General features: G+C 40.8%; 17 protein-coding genes. 9 read left to right on the top strand and 8 right to left on the bottom strand.

Features of this window, described 5'->3' with window-relative positions; translation table 11 throughout:
- Positions 1-121: 121 nt before the first annotated feature.
- From V7K60_RS11265 to V7K60_RS11245, 5 genes are all read left to right on the top strand, one after another.
- On the top strand, positions 122-6,031 hold the full coding sequence (locus V7K60_RS11265) for an AAA family ATPase (RefSeq protein WP_334925457.1): 5,910 nt from the start codon (positions 122-124) through the stop codon (positions 6,029-6,031).
- Positions 6,032-6,241: 210 nt separating this feature from the next.
- The gene (locus V7K60_RS11260) at positions 6,242-6,454 is read left to right on the top strand and encodes a hypothetical protein (RefSeq protein ID WP_334925456.1); all 213 of its coding nucleotides are present in this window, start codon (positions 6,242-6,244) and stop codon (positions 6,452-6,454) included.
- A gap of 6 nt (positions 6,455-6,460) precedes the next feature.
- Positions 6,461-6,739, top strand: coding sequence for a hypothetical protein (locus V7K60_RS11255; RefSeq protein ID WP_334925454.1), 279 nt, complete (start codon positions 6,461-6,463; stop codon positions 6,737-6,739).
- Between the two features lie 16 nt (positions 6,740-6,755).
- Positions 6,756-7,142, top strand: coding sequence for a hypothetical protein (locus V7K60_RS11250; RefSeq protein ID WP_334925452.1), 387 nt, complete (start codon positions 6,756-6,758; stop codon positions 7,140-7,142).
- The gene (locus tag V7K60_RS11245) at positions 7,111-7,635 is read left to right on the top strand and encodes a sensor histidine kinase (RefSeq protein WP_334925450.1); all 525 of its coding nucleotides are present in this window, start codon (positions 7,111-7,113) and stop codon (positions 7,633-7,635) included. The genes V7K60_RS11250 and V7K60_RS11245 overlap by 32 nt, the downstream gene beginning before the upstream one ends.
- On the opposite strand, the gene V7K60_RS11240 is transcribed toward V7K60_RS11245, so the two are convergent.
- A complete protein-coding gene (locus tag V7K60_RS11240; protein WP_334925447.1) occupies positions 7,579-7,905 on the bottom strand; it encodes a hypothetical protein in 327 nt (108 codons plus the stop codon). The genes V7K60_RS11245 and V7K60_RS11240 overlap by 57 nt on opposite strands.
- A 222-nt stretch (positions 7,906-8,127) precedes the next feature.
- On the opposite strand from V7K60_RS11240, the gene V7K60_RS11235 reads away from it, so the two are divergent.
- From V7K60_RS11235 to V7K60_RS35205, 4 genes are all read left to right on the top strand, one after another.
- A complete protein-coding gene (locus tag V7K60_RS11235; RefSeq protein ID WP_334925446.1) occupies positions 8,128-8,766 on the top strand; it encodes a Uma2 family endonuclease in 639 nt (212 codons plus the stop codon).
- A gap of 86 nt (positions 8,767-8,852) precedes the next feature.
- Entirely contained in the window at positions 8,853-9,062 is a 210-nt protein-coding gene (locus V7K60_RS35215) for a hypothetical protein (RefSeq protein ID WP_442944371.1), read from the top strand.
- 42 nt (positions 9,063-9,104) lie between these two features.
- Positions 9,105-9,326: a Uma2 family endonuclease gene (locus V7K60_RS35210; protein ID WP_442944376.1), complete on the top strand. Its 222-nt coding sequence runs from the start codon at positions 9,105-9,107 to the stop codon at positions 9,324-9,326.
- A 12-nt stretch (positions 9,327-9,338) separates the two neighbouring features.
- A complete protein-coding gene (locus V7K60_RS35205; protein ID WP_442944370.1) occupies positions 9,339-9,659 on the top strand; it encodes a hypothetical protein in 321 nt (106 codons plus the stop codon).
- Between the two features lie 182 nt (positions 9,660-9,841).
- Here the strand turns inward: V7K60_RS35205 and V7K60_RS11225 are convergent, their stop codons facing one another.
- The 7 genes from V7K60_RS11225 to V7K60_RS11190 form a co-directional block, all read right to left on the bottom strand.
- Positions 9,842-12,340 (bottom strand): caspase, EACC1-associated type, encoded by a 2,499-nt coding sequence (locus V7K60_RS11225; RefSeq protein ID WP_334925444.1) that lies wholly within the window; start codon positions 12,338-12,340, stop codon positions 9,842-9,844.
- Positions 12,341-12,370: 30 nt separating this feature from the next.
- On the bottom strand, positions 12,371-12,748 hold the full coding sequence (locus tag V7K60_RS11220) for a hypothetical protein (RefSeq protein WP_334925442.1): 378 nt from the start codon (positions 12,746-12,748) through the stop codon (positions 12,371-12,373).
- Between the two features lie 213 nt (positions 12,749-12,961).
- On the bottom strand, positions 12,962-14,647 hold the full coding sequence (gene ilvD, locus V7K60_RS11215) for a dihydroxy-acid dehydratase (protein ID WP_334925440.1): 1,686 nt from the start codon (positions 14,645-14,647) through the stop codon (positions 12,962-12,964).
- A 497-nt stretch (positions 14,648-15,144) separates the two neighbouring features.
- Positions 15,145-15,807 (bottom strand): calcium-binding protein, encoded by a 663-nt coding sequence (locus V7K60_RS11210; protein WP_334925438.1) that lies wholly within the window; start codon positions 15,805-15,807, stop codon positions 15,145-15,147.
- A gap of 849 nt (positions 15,808-16,656) precedes the next feature.
- On the bottom strand, positions 16,657-16,836 hold the full coding sequence (locus V7K60_RS11205; RefSeq protein WP_334925436.1) for a hypothetical protein: 180 nt from the start codon (positions 16,834-16,836) through the stop codon (positions 16,657-16,659).
- A gap of 862 nt (positions 16,837-17,698) precedes the next feature.
- Positions 17,699-17,962 (bottom strand): hypothetical protein, encoded by a 264-nt coding sequence (locus V7K60_RS11200; RefSeq protein ID WP_334925434.1) that lies wholly within the window; start codon positions 17,960-17,962, stop codon positions 17,699-17,701.
- A 644-nt stretch (positions 17,963-18,606) separates the two neighbouring features.
- Complete coding sequence (locus tag V7K60_RS11190) at positions 18,607-21,729, bottom strand: MFS transporter (protein ID WP_334925432.1); 3,123 nt, start codon at positions 21,727-21,729, stop codon at positions 18,607-18,609.
- Positions 21,730-21,911: the final 182 nt, after the last annotated feature.

The following is a 21,911-nucleotide window of genomic DNA, read 5'->3' as shown; positions in this document are numbered from 1 at the left end:
GCAGCGTCTCGTAGAGAAGTGCGGGCTAGGCCTACGCTCAAAAGAAAACTGAGTTAGCAAAAGCTGATTTTTGGGCAAACTACTTTAAATAAGTAGCTGATTTAACAAGAGTTGATGAAGTATGAATACAGCAGTTGAGCCGATGGGCAAGCTTTTGAATTATCGAATTAGCGAACAACTTTATGCAGGCTCTAGAACCCTAGTTTATCGTGCTATTCGAGAGGCTGATCAACTTCCGGTTGCGATCAAACTGCTCCTGCTGGAGTATCCCACCTTCAATGAACTGCTGCTGTTCCGTAATCAGTACACTATTGCTAAAAATCTTGACCTACCCGGTATTGTTCGTCCCTACAGCCTGGAACCTTACCGCAACAGCTATGCTTTAGTGATGGAGGATTTTGGTGGCATTTCCCTCAGAGATTGGCTCAACCAAAAAATGGCGAACAATCAATATACTCTGACAGAGTTCTTGGATATTGCGATCGCTCTGAGCAATACTCTTGACGGACTCTATCGCCATCGAGTTATCCACAAAGATATCAAGCCTGCCAACATCCTCATCAACCCGGAAACTAAGCAAGTCAAGTTGATTGACTTTAGTATTGCCTCTCTTTTACCCAGAGAAACCCAGAAAATTCACAGTCCTAATGTTTTAGAAGGTACTCTCGCTTACCTTTCCCCCGAACAAACCGGGCGGATGAATCGCGGAATAGACTATCGCAGTGATTACTATTCCCTCGGCGTTACCTTCTATGAATTGCTGGCTGGACACCTACCCTTCCAGTCTAACGATCCGATGGAGTTGGTTCACTGTCATATTGCCAAGCAACCAAATCAATTCAAAATTCAAAATTCAAAATTCAAAAATGAAGAACCTATTCCCCAAGTTCTTTGTGAGATTGTGATGAAATTGATGGCGAAAAATGCTGAAGAACGCTATCAGAGTGCATTAGGGCTGAAATTGGATTTAGAAAAATGTTTGTCTCAATTGCAGGAAATTGGCTCGATTAAATCTTTTCAATTAGGTGAACGGGATATTTGCGATCGCTTCATTATCCCAGAAAAGCTCTATGGTCGCCAAGGCGAAGTTGAAAGTTTACTGGATGCCTTTGAGAGAGTCAGTCAGGGAAGCACTGAAATTATTTTGGTAGCAGGCTTCTCCGGGATTGGCAAAACTGCTGTGGTTAATGAAGTCCACAAGCCAATTGTCCGACAACGGGGTTATTTCATTAAAGGTAAATTTGACCAGTTCCAGCGCAACATCCCTTTCTCTGCCTTTGTGCAAGCCTTTCGAGACTTAATCGGGCAACTCCTGAGTGAAACCGATGCCCAATTTGAGCAATGGAAGTGTAAAATTCTCTCTGCTTTGGGTGAGAACAGACAAGTGATGATTGAGGTGATTCCAGAACTCGAAAGAATTATTGGTAAACAGCCTCCTGCACCAGAACTTTCTGGGAGTGCGGCACAAAATCGCTTCAATTTGCTGTTTTTGAAATTCACTCAAGTCTTCGCTGCACTACAACATCCATTGGTAATTTTTATTGACGATCTGCAATGGGCAGATTCTGCTTCTCTCAAGTTAATGCACTTGTTAATGAGTGAACTTGACATTGGCTATCTACTATTAATTGGTGCTTATCGAGATAACGAAGTCAATCCAGTACATCCACTGATGCTGACTTTGGAAGAGATTCAAAACTTAGGCGCTACAGTTAATACAATTACCTTAGCTTCACTTGATCAAATATCCGTCAATCATTTGGTTGCAGATACATTGAGTTGTTCTCAAGCGTTAGCCGCACCGTTAACAGAGTTGGTATTGAGCAAAACTAAAGGTAATCCTTTCTTCAGTACCCAGTTTCTTAAGGCGCTACACCAAGATCAACTAATTACATTTAACTGCCCTCAGTCCCCCACCCCCCTTACTAAGGGGGTACAAGGAGGGTGGGAATGTGATATTGCTCAGGTGCGAGCGATCGCTCTTACTGATGATGTAGTAGAGTTTATGGCAATTCAACTGCAAAAGTTGTCAGCCGAAACTCAAGAAGTTTTGAAATTAGCGGCTTGTGTGGGAAACCAATTTGATTTAGCGACATTAGCGATCGTCCGTGAACAGTCTGAGGCCACAACAGCAGATGAATTATGGAAAGCACTCCAAGAAGGATTGATCATTCCTACCAGTGATGTTTATAAGTTTTATCAACAGCATTCATTGGTAAATAGCCACAATGACTATGGACAAATAACCATCAGCTACAAATTTCTTCACGATCGCATTCAGCAAGCTGCCTATTCACTAATTCCTGATAACCAAAAGCAAGTTACTCACCTGCACATTGGGCGTTTGCTGCAACAAGCAACGACTGCAAATGAACGAGATGAGAAAATTTTTGCGATCGTCAATCACCTCAATCAAGGGGTCGCTTTGATTAATGATGACCAGGAGCAACAGGAACTTGTGCAGTTAAACTTAGCAGCTGGGCATAAAGCTAAGGGTGCAACAGCTTACGCAGCAGCTTTAGACTATTTCAACACAGGTATTGCCATGCTAACGAGTAATTGCTGGCATAGACAATACAATCTCGCCCTTATCTTGTATGAAGGAGCAACAGAATCAGCTTACCTCTGCACTGATTTTGAACAGATGGAACAGTTAGCTGAGATAGTACTGAATCATGCCCAATCCTGGCTCGATCGGGTAAATATCTACAGTATTAAAATCCAGGCTTGCATGGCACAACATCAGCAGCTAGAAGCCTTGCAATTAGCGCGAAAAATCCTCAAGTATCTAGGAGTGCATTTGCCAGAACGACCCACCCCAGCAGACATTGAACAGGCACTGAGGCATACTCAGACCTCACTCAATGGCAGGTCAATTGAATCTTTACTGGAATTACCGTCAATGTCCGCACCTGAGAAAAAAGCGGCAATGGTTATTTTATCCAGCATTATTTCTGCTGCCTATCAAGCTGCCCCTGACCTTTTGCCTCTAGTGATCTTTGCCGAGTTCAATTTATCAGTAGAATACGGCAATGCTCCAGAATCGACTCATGGCTATGTAATGTATGGGTTGACCTTGGTTGCCATATTGGGAGATATTGAGGCAGGCTATCGGTTTGGGCAATTGGGGGTGAATCTCCTGCAACGCATCCATGCCCCCAAGTTAAACGCTAAAACCATTTTTGCCTTTAACTGCTTCCTTAGACATTGGCAAGAACCTGCAAAATATACCCTGGAAGGATATTTGCAAGCCTATTCCACTGGGCTAGAAACCGGTGACATTGAGTATGTCGCTCTCAGCCTGATGTGTTATTGCTACACAGCTTACTGGAGTGGTCAGGAACTATCTGCCTTAAGACAAACGATAGAAGCTCATCGCCAGGTCATTCAGCAATTGCGCCAGGATAGTTGTCTCTACACACAAAGTATTTATCATCAGGTTGTAGTCAATCTGTTGGAGGTTGCGGCTGAACCTGAGCGGTTGCTTGGCGAATACTGTCATGAGGATGAAATAATTCAGCTTTACCTCAAAACGAATCACGGAGCAGGACTATATCAGGTTTATTTTGAGAAACTGTTCCTCTCCTATCTGTTCCAACACTATGAACAAGCTCTACAAAACGCCAAACTGGCAGAACCATATTTGGGTGCAGTCACAGGACTAGTGCTGCTTCCTCTGTTTTACTTCTACGATGCATTGGTTCGATTAGCAGTTTATCCAGATGCCAGGGAGACAGACCAAATCAGTATTATAGAGCGGGTGACAGCCCATCAAGAAAAACTCAGCATCTGGGCAGATCATGCACCAAGCAATCAGGCTCACCGCTATGCTTTAGTTGTTGCAGAAAAATGTCGAATCTTGGGGACGAAAGCAGAGGCAATTGAGTATTATGATCGCGCCATTGCTAAAGCTAAAGAAAACGAATATGTCAACGAAGAAGCTCTCGCTAACGAACTTGCAGCCAAGTTTTATTTAGAATGGGGCAAAGAACGCATTGCTCAAGAGTATTTGATTAATGCTTACTATTGCTACACACGCTGGGGCGCTAAAGCCAAAGTCGATGATTTAGAACAGCGTTATCCACAACTGCTAGCTCCCATTTTACAACAGACGCCATCGCTACTCACGCCCAATGAGACGGTTACAAATATTGACAGCGTTACTACCTTCCACCCAAGTATTAATAGATCAGTAACATCTAGTAGCAATACATCAGTAATGCTAGATTTGGCAACAGTTTTAAAAGCCTCTCAGACTCTTTCGAGTGAAATTGAACTAGATAAATTACTTACGAAGCTGCTGCAAGTGGTGATTGAAAATGCTGGAGCAGATAAGTGTGCGTTACTACTGCTCAAAGAAGATAGATTGGTAGTTGAGGCGACTGCTCAAGTTGGGCAGCAATCAAAGGTGTTACAGTCCATTTTTGTAGAAGATAGTGCAGACGTTTCCCATAGCCTAATTTACACCGTCAAACGCAGCCTGCAACCTACCGTTATCCTTGATACAACATTACATCCGGTGTTGATAGCTGACCCTTACATCAGTAGTCAGCAACCCAAAAGCTTGCTGTGTACGCCGATTCTCTATCAAGGGAAACTGTTAGGGATTTTGTATTTAGAAAACAATCTGATTACTGGAGCGTTTACTAGCGATCGCATCGAAATTCTGAATCTATTATGTACTCAAGCTGCAATCTCCCTAGAAAATGCCCGACTTTATCAGCAAGCACAAAATACTCTAGAAAACCTTGGACAGACTGAACAATTCTTGCGGTTAATTATCGACAATATTCCTCAGTCTGTTTTCTGGAAAGACCGCAATAGTGTTTATTTAGGCTGTAATCATAAGTTTGCTCAAACTTCGGGTGTAGGAGTGCCAGAAAATATTATTGGTAAAACAGACTACGGTCTTCCCTGGACTCGTGAGGAATCAGATTGTTATGTAGAGTGCGATCGCGGCATTATGGAGTCTGGACAAGCTGAACTCAATATTATCGAAACCATCCAGCAAGTAGATGGAAAACAAATCTGGTCAAATACAAATAAAATTCCGTTACGAGATAAAGAAGGAAATGTTTTTGGCATCCTTGGCACGTCTGAAGACATTACCAAATACCACCAAGCACAACAATTGCTGCAACAGCAAAAACAACAATTAGAACAAGCGTTGCAAGAACTCCAAACGATGCAATTGCAATTAGTCCAGGGTGAAAAAATGTCTGCTCTTGGTAACTTGGTAGCAGGTGTTGCTCATGAAATTAATAATCCTGTGGGCTTTATTGCCGGTAACATTGAACCAGCCAAAGATTATGTTAAAGACTTGTTTGGATTAATTAATCTTTATCAGGAAAAGTTTCCCAATCCCGGCTCAGATATTCAAGATGAAATTGATGCCATTGACCTGAATTATTTACGCGAAGATTTACCTAAATTGCTGGACTCGATGAAATTGGGTGTTAGCCGTATCCGCAGTATCAGTACCAGTTTGCGAACATTCTCCAGAGCAGATAAGGATTATAAAGTTCCCTTTGATATTCATGAAGGTATTGATAGCACTATTCTGATTCTCAGACACCGTTTAAAAGCTAATGAAAACCGTCCAGCAATTGAGATAGTGAAGAATTATGGCAAACTACCCCTAGTAGAATGCTTTGCTGGACAACTTAATCAGGTGTTTATGAACTTGTTAGCAAATGCTATTGATGCGCTTGAACAATACAATACAGAACGCAGTTTGGAAGTGATTCTTGCCAACCCCAATCGCATCACCATTCAAACACGTGTAGCAGACTCAGGTCAGCATGTTTTGATTAAGATTGCTGATAATGGCGTGGGTATGTTACTGGAGGTTAAACAAAAAGTATTTGACCATTTATTTACCACCAAGCCTGTCGGAAAAGGCACTGGATTAGGATTAGCGATCGCTCATCAAATTGTGGTAAAAGCACATGGTGGTTCACTCTATTGTACTTCCGAAGTTGGAAAAGGCACAGAGTTTGTCATTCAAATCTCTACTCAACAACAAGAATGAGTGCTGTTAGCAGTAGCGAGGGTTTAACCCGTGCTGAGTAAAGTATAAATTACTCAGCACTTTTAATTTTCGATTTTTAAATTTTAACTTGGTAGTAAAGCAACGATGATACTTAAATTACGCAAAAGCTGGTTAAAACTTAACCCTCTACAATATGTGCTAACCAACAAAAATTATTACTCATTGAAATAGCGATCGCAAAATTTACTATTGTTATCAATTGTGGTAATTCTTTCCATTAGCATTAGTGCCACAGCTATCACTAGTTACAATATTGTTAAGGGATTGCTGCTCGATAGTATCAAGGAAGAAGCACTGTTAAGAACACACCAAGGTCAGGATGATATCGAGAACTGGTTAACCATTCGGAAGACAGAAATTAAAACTTTGGCAAATTCTGTTGTGGTACGATCGCTAGATTGATCTGTAATGGAACCTTACCTACAATCTGAGGTCAAGCGGCTACAAACATTTTTACTCATGGCATTGGCTACATCAGATAGTGCATTAATCAATACTCACGGAGATCATCTCAATGTTAAAGACCGAGAATTTTTTCAGCGGAGTATGGCGGGTGAAACGGTAGCAGCTGATCCAATTATTGGACGTACAACCAAACAGTTACAGATTCAGATTAGTTCGCCGATTTCTGCTGAAACAGGCATAAAACCAGCAGGTGTTTTAATGGGAGGAATTCCATCCAATTAACCGGGTAGTTGAGGTTATGAGCAATTTACATCAAGGGAAGGGCAGCTATGCCTTTGCGCTGAATTCTCAAGGAGTTCCCATCGCCCATCCCAATACGGAACTAATTGGTACACCCGAAAAAGCTGCCGAGAGTTTCCTCAACTCGCGCAATCCCAGATTAGTTGAAATTACTCAAAAAATGGTAGCTAAACGTAGAAACATTGAATTGGCTCAACTGGATGGTAAGTGGAGCTATGTTGCTTACACTCCCTTGAGAGAAGCAAATTGGTCAGTAGCGTTAATTGTGCCAAAAGAAAATATTGAATCGCCATTACAGGCGTTGAACCTGTTGGCTACAGTTTTGGGAGGATTGCTATTGGTTGGGTTGATTAGTGCATGGCGACAGGTGCAAGCAACTATATGAACAGATTCGCGATCGCGCCTTGATTTCTGGCCAGCAGGCGCAACAACTCAGCAAAACCCTGAAAGAATTGCAAAATACCCAAGCTCAACTCATCCACACCGAAAAAATGTCTAGCCTGGGACAACTAGTGGCTGGAGTGGCACATGAAATCAATAATCCCGCCAATTTTATCCATGCCAATCTCAACCATGCAAGCGTTTACAGCCAAGACATCCTCGATTTGCTCAAGCTTTATCAACAAACCTACCCAAATCCTACCCCAGAAATTAGCGATCGCGTCCAAGACCTTGATATTGAGTTTTTGGCAAAAGATTTACCCAAATTAATGGCTTCAATGCAAGTGGGAACCAAGCGCATTCGTCAAATTGTGCTGTCGCTGCGTAATTTTTCACGCCTTGATGAAGCAGAAATGAAATTTGTAGACATCAATGAAGGATTAGACAAACACAAAGAAAGCACGAATTCGCGCTGGCTCATGAAATGGATCGAGTAAGTCATTTTCTTTATTCTGAGCTTTGTCGCTTCCGAAAAGAGTTTTGCGTTGACTCCAACCACCACAACCAACAATTTTAGACTCAACCTCAGCAATGAAATATGTGCCATTTTTGACGAGTTGGCTATCAACACCGAAAACAGTGCCAAGAGTGCCATTCATTTGTTTAAGACTGTAATAGGTAGCTTGGAGATTTTTCACCGAGTCTTGAATCAAATTTTTTAAAGCCGGAATATCCTCACAAGAAGCTTTACGAATAGTCAGTTGCATTTGGATTATTTGTATATTCTATTACGTTGATATTTTTACATACAGCAAATTTCAAGTTGGTGAGATACACAAGCTAAGTCTGTTACCCAGTTATAAAGCGTGTTTTTCTCCTAAATTCTGCTGTAATATCTACACTCATACTCAGAGGCGATATACTTTAAGAAAGTTAATTTGTAACTTCTATCAGCTACATAAATTACTACATCAACTCTCTGAGGTAATATGCTTTTAAAACTGCAACAAATTATCGTTAAACCTGGTCAACAAATGTTGCTCAAAGATATTAGTTGGCAGCAGTTAGAAAATATTTTAGAAGAAATGGGAGAAAGGCGTGCTGCACGTATTTCTTTTAGTCATGGTTGGTTAGAAATTATGGTTCCCCTACCAGAACACGAAAAAGATAAAGAACTTATTGGTGATTTAGTCAAAATCTTGTTAGAAATACTCCAAATTGATTTTGAGCCTTTTGGTTCCACAACACTTAAAAATGAGCGAATGCGGCAAGCAGTAGAACCAGATACCAGTTTTTATATTCAAAATCAAGCTGCTGTAATTGGGAAAAATCGTATAGATTTAAATATAGACCCACCACCAGATTTAGCAATCGAAATTGATATTACTTCTCGCACTCGATTTCAGAATTATGAAATTTTGGGAGTTCCTGAACTTTGGCGACATACACAACAAGGTTTAGAAATTTTCTTGCTACAAGAAGGGAAATATATAAAATCTGAATCTAGCCCTAATTTTCCTGGTATCCCAATTGTTGAATTAGTTAATAAATATGTTCAGCAGTGTTTAACAATTGGCAGAAGTCAAGCTATGCGTAATTTTAGAGATTGGGTTAATAATAATTTATAACCATTTCTAATTTATACACTTTAATCCAGCAAGCTCTCGGCAGATTATGATATAAATCTAAGGCTTTTTGAGAAAGGCGATCGCTCATGACTACTGAGACAAATCCAGCAGCCATTGTGGACTGGGAACCCCCCATGCCACCTACAGATTTAATTTTTGATGATGGCGAACCCTTGGAATCAAATCGCCACCGCATTGCCATGAATGTGTTGATTCGGTCATTGCAACAAGCTTGGGCTGACTGCAATGATTTCTTCACTGGGGGCAATATGTTTATTTACTACAGCAGCACCTAGGTTCGTAACCGTGATTTCCGAGATCCAGATTTCTTTGCAGTACTGAATGTTGACAGCAGTAACTCTAGACAAGGTTGGGTAATCTGGGAAGAAAACGGTCGCTATCCTGATGTAATCGTGGAATTAATGTCACCATCTACGGCAGCAATAGATAAGGGTATTAAGAAAAATCTTTACGAACAAACTTTCCGTACCTCAGATTATTTTGTCTATGATCCCTTTAATCCTAATTCTTTACAGGGATGGCATTTAGATGATAATTAGTAGTATCAGCCTTTGACCCCAAATGAGAATGGGTGGCTATGGTGTAAGCGTTTAGGTTTCTGGTTGGGGACGAGTGAGAGAACAATAGACAGAGAAACGGCGGTATGGTTGCGGTTTTACGATGTGGCTGGCAATCTGGTTTTATTACCAGAGGAGGCAGCAGTTGCACAAGCAGAAGTCGCAGTCACGCAGGCGGAAATTGCTGTTGCACAAGCACAAGCAGCAGTTGCACAAGCAGAAGTTGCTGGTGTACGAGAAGAAGCGGCTGCTGCACAGGTGGCTCGTTTAGCGGCTAGATTAAGAGAACTGGGGGAAAATCCAGATATGTTGTGAATTTTGGCTTTTTTGATTTGTTTGGACTACAGTTTTGAGTTGTACTTTAAGATTGAATTCGCACAAACTCATATTCATCAGCGCATTCTAATCAAGTTGCTGTAAGTGAAAGACTGGGTGCGATCGCTATTTTGAAATAGAAGAATGAATAAGTGCGATCACTATTAAGTAAAGCTGCAAAACTAAGGTTGAATCGGCGCAAACTCATATTTATCAGTGCCAGGTATTTGTTGAACTTTGACTAAAAAGACGGCATTATCTTTGCGATCGCCTAATCGTGTAAAAAACTGAATCTTTCCTGTTGCACCATTGACTGAGAAACCTGGACTGTGTAGGGCTTTTTGTAGGTCTTCACGGGTCTTGCTTTGCTGCAAACCTTTAACTATCGCTAGAGTTGCATCATAAGATGTCGCTGTTCGCCAAGTTACAGGCACTTTCCAAAGTTCCATAGCATTTGATGCAAAAGGATTATTAGGAAATGCTGTGGGATGCCAAGGTACAGACATAATAATGTTGTTGATATTTTGCCCTTGTTCTAAGGTTTCTTTCGTATACATTGACGGAGTACCAAATAAAGCTAACTGACCTTGATTAGCTCTTATTAACGCACCACCTCGCCCAGTTTTGTCCCTTGATTTGTCAATGTAGAAAGCTAATACTAAGGCATTAGCACCTTTCTTTATAGCTTGAGAAAGGACTACTTGTGGGTTAAATTTAGAGTCATCAAGATTACAATCTATAGGATTCATAGTGCCGCTAGCCCTTCTGATCGCTTCGATAAAACTATCCTTAACCGACCCATTATCTGGATTTTTATCGACACAGATGAGAAAGTTAGTCTTTCTCCTCTGATTGATGGCATAACGAGAAATACTATCTACTATGGAACTAACACTGGGAGCAGTAAGGAAAATATAGTTACCAATATTACTAATAGAGGTTATGTTCCGGGCATAACTAGTAGGCGATATCATTACTAACCCAGCGTTTTGATATACAGAAGCTGCGGGGATTGAAGCACGACTAGCATTATGTCCTACTACGGCTAAAATGCTCATATCTTTGACAAACACAGTGGCAATGTTTGAGGCAGTGTTTGGATCATTATCATCGTTTGCGATCGCCACTTCCAAAGCTTTGCCATTAATGCCATTACTGCTATTTACTTGATTTTGAACTTGAGCCACACCGCGTAATATCTCTTTTGCTATATTTGGACTTTCGCCAATGGGTACGCTCACGGCAATTTTGAGCCGATTTTCTTGTTGACGAGCCTTAGCATTATTCAAATAAATCAATGCTTCTGGATCACTAAAATTTGCTGCTCGATATGCCTGCAATTTCCTAATAGTAGTCAGACAATCACCTTGAGCAAATGCTTTAACTCCAGCTTCTTTATCTGGGTTTGTATCTTGTTTTAATAAAATTTCTTCACCCAAGCTGATTCTGTCATTCAAACTATACTGCTCTTTATTAGCACAGCTTTGAGGCGTAGGTCGAAATAAATATACAACAGTACCACCAATAAGTACTCCGATTATTCCGATAATGCAAACTCCTATATAATATTTAAAATTGCTATTTTGGGAGCGTGGAGGAGGTAAGCTAGGTGAGTTTTCGGCAATTATTGGAGCTTCGATTAGTGCTATATCTTCATCTCTAAGTCCTAACGCTTGCTGAAGACGTTTCAAATCAGCATGAGTATTGTCACTAACAGATAATTTACCTTTAGTTGCTTCGATGAACGCCTTTTGATATTCCTGTAAATTTTCTTTGTAGTCTTGATAAGGTTTTAAAACTTCAGCCTCGATAGCAGAAGCTTCATCAGGTTGAAGTCCTAACTCTTTTTGTCGCTTAGTTAAAGGAATACGACCCATATTAATAATCTCACCGTCTCTTACCCAATAATTAACATCTCGACGATATATGAGCTTGGGATGATCAATAGGTGCTTTAGCAAGGTTTATTTTATAGCCTTCTTTGATAGCATATATCTCCGGTTTCATTGCAGGAGTAGCTTCTTGTACTGCCTTAGTAGCATATTCATGCAATTCATCAATGGAAATCCAACCATCTTCATTCTTATCTGCTGCACCAGTCTTCAGCCCCTCAACTATATAGCGCGTGTAAGTTGAAGTATCTGCTCCTTGCTGTTCAAAAGAATATTGGGTTGAGGTACTAGATGTCAGAACAGCTCGCCCTTCTCCACCTAATTGGTTTTTGATATCAACAAAACCATCATCTTTCGCTGACATCCCCTCAGCAAATGCGCCACTAAAGCAACAATCAAGAATTACTACCTCGCGTTTGCAACGGCTATTGCTCATGACCGAATGTACAGAGTTAGCTGGTACTGTTGTGGACTTAAGTAGTTCTCCTTTGTCACTTTTTTTAGTGTTGCAAGCAGCAAAGTAAAGTTTGCCATTCTCATCTTTAATTCCATGTCCAGAGAAAAACATGAGTAAGAGGTCATCTCTTTGACGATCGCTAAATAGTCTCTCGATTTCCTCATCCATTGCTTGTCGTTGAGGATTTTTCAGTACTTTTACATTATCAAAACCGCCAATCTCTGGGTGCAACAAAACTTGCTCCATTGCTTCAACATCATTTATCGCTGCTGGCAATGGAGTAAGACCAGGCTCATACTCACTGACTCCAATTAGGAGTGCTACTTTCGCCATCTCACTATTCTTCCTTACTACTGGAATTTCCTAGTTACCTGCAACAAATTTTTGCGCTTGTTCAATGGCGGCGGTTAATTCTTCTGGACTGCTGGCTTTAACCTTGAGTTTTTTACCGTTAGCCTCAACTTCCAACTCAATAGTTTTGTTACCCAAGCGATCGCCCAAAAATCCCAACAATTTCTTAAAATTGGCAAGGCTCACCCCTGCCTGCAACACTCCTACTAGAAAACCGCCAACAGACTTGGCTCCTTCAGGTATTTCTGTAACTGCTACAAGTTCAGCACTTTCTACATCTAAGTCTTTGATTTCTCGCAGCAGATTCCGTGTTTCGCGTTCTTGCTCATCTGCATCTAAGTCTGGATTAGAAAGAGCGATCGTTAACTTGACGTTAGATTCAGAACTCATTTTGTACCCTTTTCAGTTTTAAGCAGTTGACAGTCAAATATATTTCCGTGATTTCTCTATTGACATCATAGCTGCTATGTAAATTTCCGGAAATTTCTTCAAGATTTTTACAAAAACTCATAAAATTTAGGTAAAAATTACTAGAAATTAAAAAGACGTAGCACTGCTACGTCTCTACATTCTTTTTTGGAGATGTCTATTACGTCAGGTTAACTAAAACAAGTCCAAATCTGTCACAGCACCAATACTGCTAGAAGATACCAAAAAGGCATATTTCGCCAACACGCCTTTAGTGTAACGCGGAGTGGGGGGTTGCCAGTTGGCATGACGACGAGCCAATTCTTCTTCCGATATATTCAATTGCAATAAACGAGCCGGTGCATCAATAGTAATACTATCGCCTTCTTCTACAAGAGCGATCGCACCACCAACTGCTGCTTCTGGAGCAACATGACCAACCACCATACCGTAAGTACCGCCAGAAAAACGCCCGTCGGTAATTAATGCCACTGCATCACCCAAACCAGCACCGATAATTGCTGAGGTGGGAGCTAACATTTCTCGCATTCCAGGGCCGCCTTTAGGCCCTTCGTAGCGGATGACGAGAATATCACCTGCTTGAATTTTACCCGCCAAAATTGCATCTAAAGAAGCTTCTTCCGATTCAAATACCCTTGCAGGCCCAGTAATTACTGGTTTTTTCACGCCGGTAATTTTAGCGACAGCCCCTTCCGTTGCCAGATTACCTCTGAGGATGGCTAAGTGTCCTTGAGGATACATCGGGTTATTCCAAGTCCGAATCACATCTTGATTGGCAGATGGTTCTTCTGGTATGTCTGCTAATATCTCTGCAATGGTTTGACCACTAATGGTGAGGCTATCACCATGTAATAAATCATGCACAAGTAACATCTTCATTACTTGCGGAATACCACCAGCTTTGTGCAAATCTGTAGCAACATATTTACCACTTGGTTTCAAATCACACAAAACGGGAACGCGGGCGCGGATTGTTTCAAAGTCGTCTATAGTTAACTCTACATCAGCAGCGCGGGCGATCGCTAAGAAATGCAGTACTGCATTGGTCGAACCACCGACTGCCATAATCACAGAGATGGCATTCTCTATCGATTTGCGGGTGATAATTTGGCGGGGTAAGATTTGTTTGCGGATAGCTTCGACTAACACAAATGCTGATTTTTCGGTGTTGTCGGCTTTTTCGGCATCTTCTGCCGCCATTGTCGAGGAATAGGGTAAACTCATCCCCAGCGCTTCAAATGCTGAAGACATGGTGTTAGCTGTGAACATTCCACCACAGGAACCAGCACCAGGACAAGCGCGATTTTCAACTTCTAATAATTCCTTTTCGTCAATTTTTCCAGCACTGTATTGACCAACAGCTTCAAAAGAACTGACAACAGTTAAATCGCGTCCGTTGTAGTGACCGGGTTTAATTGTGCCACCGTAAACGAATATTGCAGGGATATTCATCCGGGCGATCGCCAGCATTGCCCCTGGCATATTTTTATCACAACCGCCAATGGCTAGCACACCATCCATACTTTGTCCAGTACAGGCGGTTTCAATGGAATCGGCAATTACTTCCCGCGACACTAGGGAATATTTCATCCCTTCAGTTCCCATCGAAATCCCATCGCTAATAGTAATTGTGCCGAACACTTGCGGCATCGCTCCGGCGGTTTTAATCCCAATCTCTGCCCTTTGTGCCAGTTGATTTATCCCCATATTACAGGGAGTAATCGTGCTGTAGCCATTGGCAATGCCTACAATGGCTTTATTGAAATCTTCATCTTTAAAACCAACTGCACGCAGCATAGCTCGATTAGGCGATCGCTGCACCCCTTGCGTTACAATTTGGCTGATCAAATTCTCCGACATCTTTTTTCCTTCCGTGCCATCATCGCAAAAGTTGCGATTGTATTACCTGATTTTCTCATGCCTGGGCAGTGCGATCAAATATGAGTAATTCTCTATGTTTCACCATGTCTTTTGGTCAGCCCTAATTAGAATAAATCTTCATCTAAGCGTTTATATAAAATAGGGATGATTCTTGTGTATTAGGCATCTAGAGTGCCGGAAATACTAGGGATAGCAATACGAATTTAAATATGAAAAAAAGCCATTGCCGCAAGTTGAGGCTCTGACTTTCTACGTTTATAGCTCAGTATATTGATATTGATTCCGGTGCAAAGCTGGAGACACTCTAACTTTGCACCAGAGTTTTTCTTCAAAATTATATCTGCCTTGAAAATAGTGACTAGGGACTGAGGACTAGAAAGAGATATTTTCATTCTCTAGTGCCTTTTGCCTTCTCCCAAGGGGAGACGCTAAAAGCGATCTGCCTCCTGCCTTATTTTCAAGGCAGGAATATTAAATTAAAGGATGAGGTCACTTGACACTACTTGTGGTGCTCCTATAAGCCGAATTTCAAAATTAGCCGATAGATTCCCATCAGTGTTACCTTGCAGAATACCTCCAGAATAACGGATTTGACCGGGTGCGGAGAATTGACCACTTCCAATGAAAGTGAAAGCTTGGTTGCCCCCAATAGTGGAGTTGGCATCGATAGTAGATACATCGATTCGATCGCCTAGTGAGTTACCGTTTCCACGAAAGTCAGTGATTAAGTCACGTGACGAAAGTGGACTATCAGAAGTTGAGTTGTAGTCGAAAGTATCATTACCTGATCCTCCAGTGAGAATATCTTTGCCAGTACCGCCAGCCAGGGTATCATCCCCATCACCGCCGATAACAGTATCATTACCTGATCCTCCACTGAGAACATCTTTGCCAGTACCGCCATCAACCCTATCGTTGCCACCACCACCGTTAAGAACATCGTTGCCACCATTACCAAAGAGGCTATCATTGCCATTACCAGCGTTAATGATACTGATGCCATTACCACCTATAAGGGTACCGTTGCCACTAGTAACGTTAACGGTATCGCTCTGACCATTATTGCTACTACTGCTACTACTACTAGAGCTGGCACTAACATTGCCGCTACCGAAGGAAATTGATATTGAACTTGCCATTGATGAGTTTCTCCTAAACTTAGAGGGGAAAAAAATTACGTCTTTACTTCTCCATTATAAAACGGCATTGCTGATTAAGAGTATAAATTTGGTTTCCTTCAAAGGCATAAAGCAAACAATTTCAAACATGGAATTTGGGAATTTCATGCTTTCATTCAGCAATGCCGACAAAACAAGGCGAAAAGATCAAGAGTGGGAATATATTCTTGAACCAAACCTGATTGGAACAGGTCTTTACCATTAAGTCTAAATATTTGAGAATTTTTGAGAATATTTAAGAAGTACTAAATGTATTATATGATGTTTACATCAAAGTTGTATCAAAAATAATCTGATGTCCTTGTACCTTATATTTTTAGTCGTTTAAGTTGGAAAATATTAAGAAATAACTAGATTTTTCCTACGTAATTATATATATTTAAGTGTAATACTACTGTATTCATAATAACATTACTATAGTATTACCCTCCAGCTAACTTTTTTCTATTTATAAAAAAGAATAATTAACTTTCTTTTATCCTCTGGTCATAATAAAATCGGAAACCTTTGTTCAGATGGGGTTAGTTTTGCATATTGATATTTGCTTATTAGTTGCTGTAGTTATATATAACAAATAATTGCCAATAAGTTAAAAGCTTTGTTAGACGCATGACACTAAGAAAAGCCTAAAGATTTGTGTAACTTGAATTCGTTCCCAGTCTTTAGACTGGAAATATATTTTGAGAGGGCTGCTGCCTATGGTAAAGGCACTGGAGACGGAGCCTCCCAGGATCGGGGCTGTATTTTAAGCTTAGTGCCATTCCCTTATTAGACCAGTGCGATCGCTACACCCTGGGCGTTATAATTTGGCTATATCGTCGCCAGCACGTTAAGGATATCGCTGCCAGCACCCCCATTTAGGGTATCATCGTCGGCATTGCCGTTAAGGATATCGCTGCCAGTACCCCCATTTAAGGCAGGGCGGAAGATTAGTGGGAAACCGTTGATGGTATTGTTGTCATTAAAAATGGTACCGTTGATAATTGCCATTAGTAAGTTTCTCCTGAACTTAGAGGGTAAAAAATAACCTCGTCACTTTCCCATCAGAAAACGGTGTTGCTGATTAAGAGTATGAATTTGGTTTCCCCCAAAGGTGTAAAGGAAACAGTTTCAAATATTGAATTAATTTTTAAACTTCACACTGTCATTCAGCAACGCCGAGAAAGCAACGCAAAGTAATAACGAGTGGGAAAAGATAACTGAACCACACCTGATTGGAACAGGTCTTTGCTGTTAAGTTTGAAGATTTGAGAAGTACTAGATGTATTGATGATATTGGCATTAAAATTATGCCAAATTTATGTGATATCCTTAATGTCTTTACTGGTTGCAGTAGTAGGCTGCTATGAAATAGGCAAACTTCGTTTTACAGAAGCGCATAGCTTTTAGAACATTTTGATTTTATTCACGATCACAAGACTATAGTATTACTTTCAAGCCTACTTTTTTCTATCTATAAGAAAGAGTAATTAACTCTCTTTTATTCCTCTCGCTAAAACAAAATCTGAAACCTTTGTTCAGATAGGGTTGGTTTTGCTTTTTGAGATTTATTTGGTGATTTATCTAGTTATGTATAAGGAAGTAATTGCCAATAACTTAAAAGCCTTGTTAATCAGTGCGATCACTAGATCCCTTGCGTCAAAACTTGCCTTCTCAAATTCTCTGACATCTTTTTCATTAAGTGGCATCATCGCAACAGTTGTAATTGTATTACCTGATTTTCTGATGTATACGCAGCGCAATTTAATAGCTATAAACTATAACATAGGCAAGGTAAACTTATCTCTATTTGCGACTATTCAATTATCAAAATTCTGCATTCTGCCTTATTTTCAAGGCAGATAATATTAAATTAAAGGATAATGTCGCTTGCTACTAATTGTGGCGCTCCTGCAAGCCGAATTTCAAACTCAGCCGACAGATCCCCATCAGTGCTACCTTGGAGAATACCTCCTGAATAACGGATTTGACCGATTGCAGAGAATGCACGACTCCTGATAAAAGTGAAGGCTTGGTTGCCCTCTTTAATGGAGTTGGCGTCGATGGTAGATAGATCGATTTGATCGCCTGCAAGGATACCGTTTCCAACAAAATCAGCGATCGCATCCTGTAACAAACCAGGTTGACTCTCGGAAACGAAGTTGAAATCGAAAACATCGTTACCCGATCCTCCAGTGAGAACATCAGTTCCACCAGCACCAGTGAGGATACCACCGTTACCAAAATCACCGCTAATCGTATCATTGCCAGATCCGCCGTCAATCTTATCGTTGCCAAATCCACCAACGCTGATGGAGTGTCTTGCTCAAACTGCTGCTACTCGCTTACTTGAAACTGGACAAATCACCGTGATCATTGATGATAATGCCTCTGTCCATAAAAGCTCTTTGGCTCGCCAGCAGCACCAACGTTGGCAGCAACAAGATTTGTACGTCTTTTTTCTTCCTCCTTATAGTCCCTAAATGAATCGGATTGAAGATGAATAGTTGCATCTCAAGCGTGACGAGCTTGCTGGTCAAGTATTTTGAGGATGAATATGAATTAGCGTAGGTGTAGCCCGCCGCAGGCATCGCTATTATTGATGGTATAAATAATCGAGCTAACCACGGACAGTATCAAGTTGAGCGTTTTATGTTTAATTAGGTTGACCTACTTAGTACAGACAATCGTACTTGTTTTTATAAATAAAAAAAGTGGCATTCATTTATAAAGACTGAATGCCACTTTGTATTTCTCACAATTCCTGATGACGAAGATATTTTAGCCAGGTAAAGTTATTCCAGTCACAGCGATCGCACCTGCGATCGCACTGGCGCAAAGGGAAGTAATCGCTGTCCCAAATATCCACCACGCAGCATTTGCAACGGTTTTCTTGGTTTCTTCAGCTTGCTTTTTAGTTTGCTGTTGAATCGCTTTCAAGCGTTTTTGAGTTTCTTTCTGGATGCGTTCGGCTCGTTGCAATACGCCATCCCGCGCTGATTCTATTTGGTTAATGATGCGGTTAGCATCCGCCTCGGAAATATCTTCACGAGAACTCAATACAGCAACTAAGGTGTCACGATCGAATTCACTAAGGCGATCGCGCAATGCTTCAAATCCGGCTTGGGGATCGTCAAACACTTTCGCAAAATCTTGCTTAATCCCTTCATAGTTAAGTTCGGAACGATCCAGGGAGTTGAGATAGTTGCGAACTTTGGCAAAAACTCCATCTAGTACTGATTGTACTCTTTGCTGAATCTGTTGGAATTGTTCAACAATCGAGCTGCGAACCGAATCAATTTGATCCACAATTCGGTTAGCTTCCTCTTCTGAGATATCCTGACGTTGGGATAATAGCGCCACAATTGTCGAACGATCAAATTTCGCAGCGCGATCGCTTAGATTCCCAATTCCAGCGCGGGGAGAAGACAGCAGCAATTGTAAATCGCGTTTGATTCCTTCAGGGTTGAGTTCTTCTTTGTTGGTATTACGCAGATATTCTTCGAGATTGGCTTCAAAATCTAAAGCTTGTTGAGTGGTACGCTTGGCTAAACGTCGTGGCGCTCTCAGGATATCACCAATGGCATCTTGAGCGCGATCAATGAGCTGATTAACTTGCTCTTGGCTCAAGTCTCCGCCTTGACTCACGAGTTTAACCAAGGTTTCTCGATCGACATTAGACAAGCGATCGCGCAGTGCTAAGGCTCCGGCTTTGGGATCGTCGAGTAATTTTTCCAAATCGCCTCTGATACCTTCTGGATCGAGTTCTTCCAAGTTGGTATTGCGGAGATATTCAGCGATCGCTTTTGTAGTTTTTTCGTATTGTTCTTTCGCTTGTTGCGGTATTTGCAAAATACTATCTCGGACTGCTTCAAGTTGATCGAGAGTTTCGTTTACCTGTTCTTCACTCAAATCTTGACGCTGACTGAGCAATTGTACTAGGGTATCGCGGTCAAATTGCGATAGGCGCGAAGTCAATTGGCTAATTCCAGCTTGGGGATCGTTTAATAAAACTTTAAACTCGCGTTTGATAGCTTCGGGATTGAGTTCATCTTTATTAGTATTCCGCAGATATTCTTCAACTCTTTGGCGCAGTTCATCAGCTTTTGCTTTTGCTTGTTCTTGCAATTCTCTAGCACGATTCAAGAGATTGTCGCGGTTGCGTTCAAGTTGACTAACAATATTATTAGCTTCCTCTTCGCTGATATCTTGACGCTGTTGGAGCAATTGTACAAAAGTATCACGGTCAAATTGTCCGAAGCGGCTACTTAAATCTTCAAAACCAGCTTGTGGATCGTCCAGCAACTTGCCAAAGTCCCGTTCAATACCTTCAGGATTAAGTTCATCTTTACCCGTTGAACGCAGATAATCTTCGATGCGGCTGCGGAAATCTTGCCCTTTTTCTCGTGCTTGAGCCTGTTTGACAGTTTCTAAAACTTCCAGGCGATCGCTTTCCATTTGTTCGGAAATTTCTTTCACCCTAGCTTCGCTAATATCACCCCGCTGCTTTAGTAAGTTGGTGAAATATTCTTGATTGATTTCTTCCAACTCTCGTCTCACAGTTGTCGGATCTGCATTTACGTCATAGATGACTTCTTTAAATTCATCTACTAGGGTAATTCGATTGAAGTGCCAAGGGAACGAATGCAATATATAGTCTTCTACATCTGCCTTAATCGCATTTTCCAGTGATATTGATAATTTTGCAGATACTTGCTCAGTTGCTTGCTCTCTAAACTTTTGAAATTGTTCTGTTATTTGATCGACATCGACATCTTGAACTTTTTCTTTCAGCTTTTGCAACTGAGTTGTAATTTTGTTCACATCGATATTAGAAAGGTTTACCCGTTCCAGAACTGCTGGTGCAGCCGCACTTAAGCCATATCGAATAGCTTGCTTGATTACACCACTGCCATTACCGCCTCCGATTGTAACCAGTTCTTGAAGCCGTTCACCCAATTGATCAGAATTAAGTTCTTCAGGAGTAGCAGACTTGAGTAAATTAATTACTTGTTCTGTAGGATTTTTGCGATTTAAAGCTTGTTGCCATGCACCTTCAAATTGGTCAGTAATGCTATTGATATCTTCTTTAGATAAATCGCCACGGCTGCTAATTAAATCAACAAATGTTTGGCGATCGATGTTTTGCAAAAGGTCGCTGTTAGCAACAGATTGTAAATCTGTATCTTTAAGAAGCTGCTCAAATTGACTCCGAATTTCTTTAATATCCAGCTTTGGTAATTGTAGAGAACCTAAAGAACTTTGGAGGGTATTTTTAATACCTTCAGAATCAAAACCTGAAGTTAATTCCCGCCGGACTGCGGCTGTAATATCTTCAGCAGTAGAAACTAACTGTTTTTTCGCAGTATTAGCACCGATGCCAGCAGTTGCTGTACCCATCAGAGTTTGAAAACCAGAAGTTACAGTATTAGATATAGAACCAATTAAAGAACCTACTGCCGATGAACCCAACCAAATTACTAGTGAAAAATAGGTAGACCAAATGACTACACCAATAATTGCTCCTAAAAATGCACTTTCGATTAGGCTGAGTTTTACTGCTAAAAAACAAGCAATAAATAATGCGATGCTAACAGTTATTAACGCCCAAGCACCAACTTTTGCTTGACCTTTACGAATTGTCTTGCCCAAACTTTCCGACTCATCATCAGAATCTGAGTCAATTTCCCAAGATGAAATTCCGACAGCAACTGAAAAGTTTGTCAATAACAATTGAAAGGCAAATGCCATCAAAACCCCAGCTAGCAGTGCCACCAACAATTTAGGCCCAGAAAAAACAACTGACGCTTCTTCTGGAGTTAGTACTTCTTGAGCTAAAGTTATCGGCGCTAATCCAAAAGTTAGGCGATTCCCTTCCAAAATAGTTAAAACACCTTGAAACATAGGATTTTCTCACTTCTACTCAATTAAATACCCATTTATAAAATAGCTTATTTATCAGCTTAATTATCATTTATGTAAGCTGGCACTTTCTTAGGTAATAGGTTATTTTACCAAAAGTTGTATTTAACAAAACAAACATTTCTCTTATCTCTTATCAAAGAAAGTAATGTATTATTTAGGAT

Source organism: Nostoc sp., from assembly GCF_036917555.1.
Taxonomy (GTDB): domain Bacteria; phylum Cyanobacteriota; class Cyanobacteriia; order Cyanobacteriales; family Nostocaceae; genus Nostoc.
Note: the sequence above shows the minus strand (reverse complement) of the source record. Positions and strands in the feature narration are given on the sequence as shown.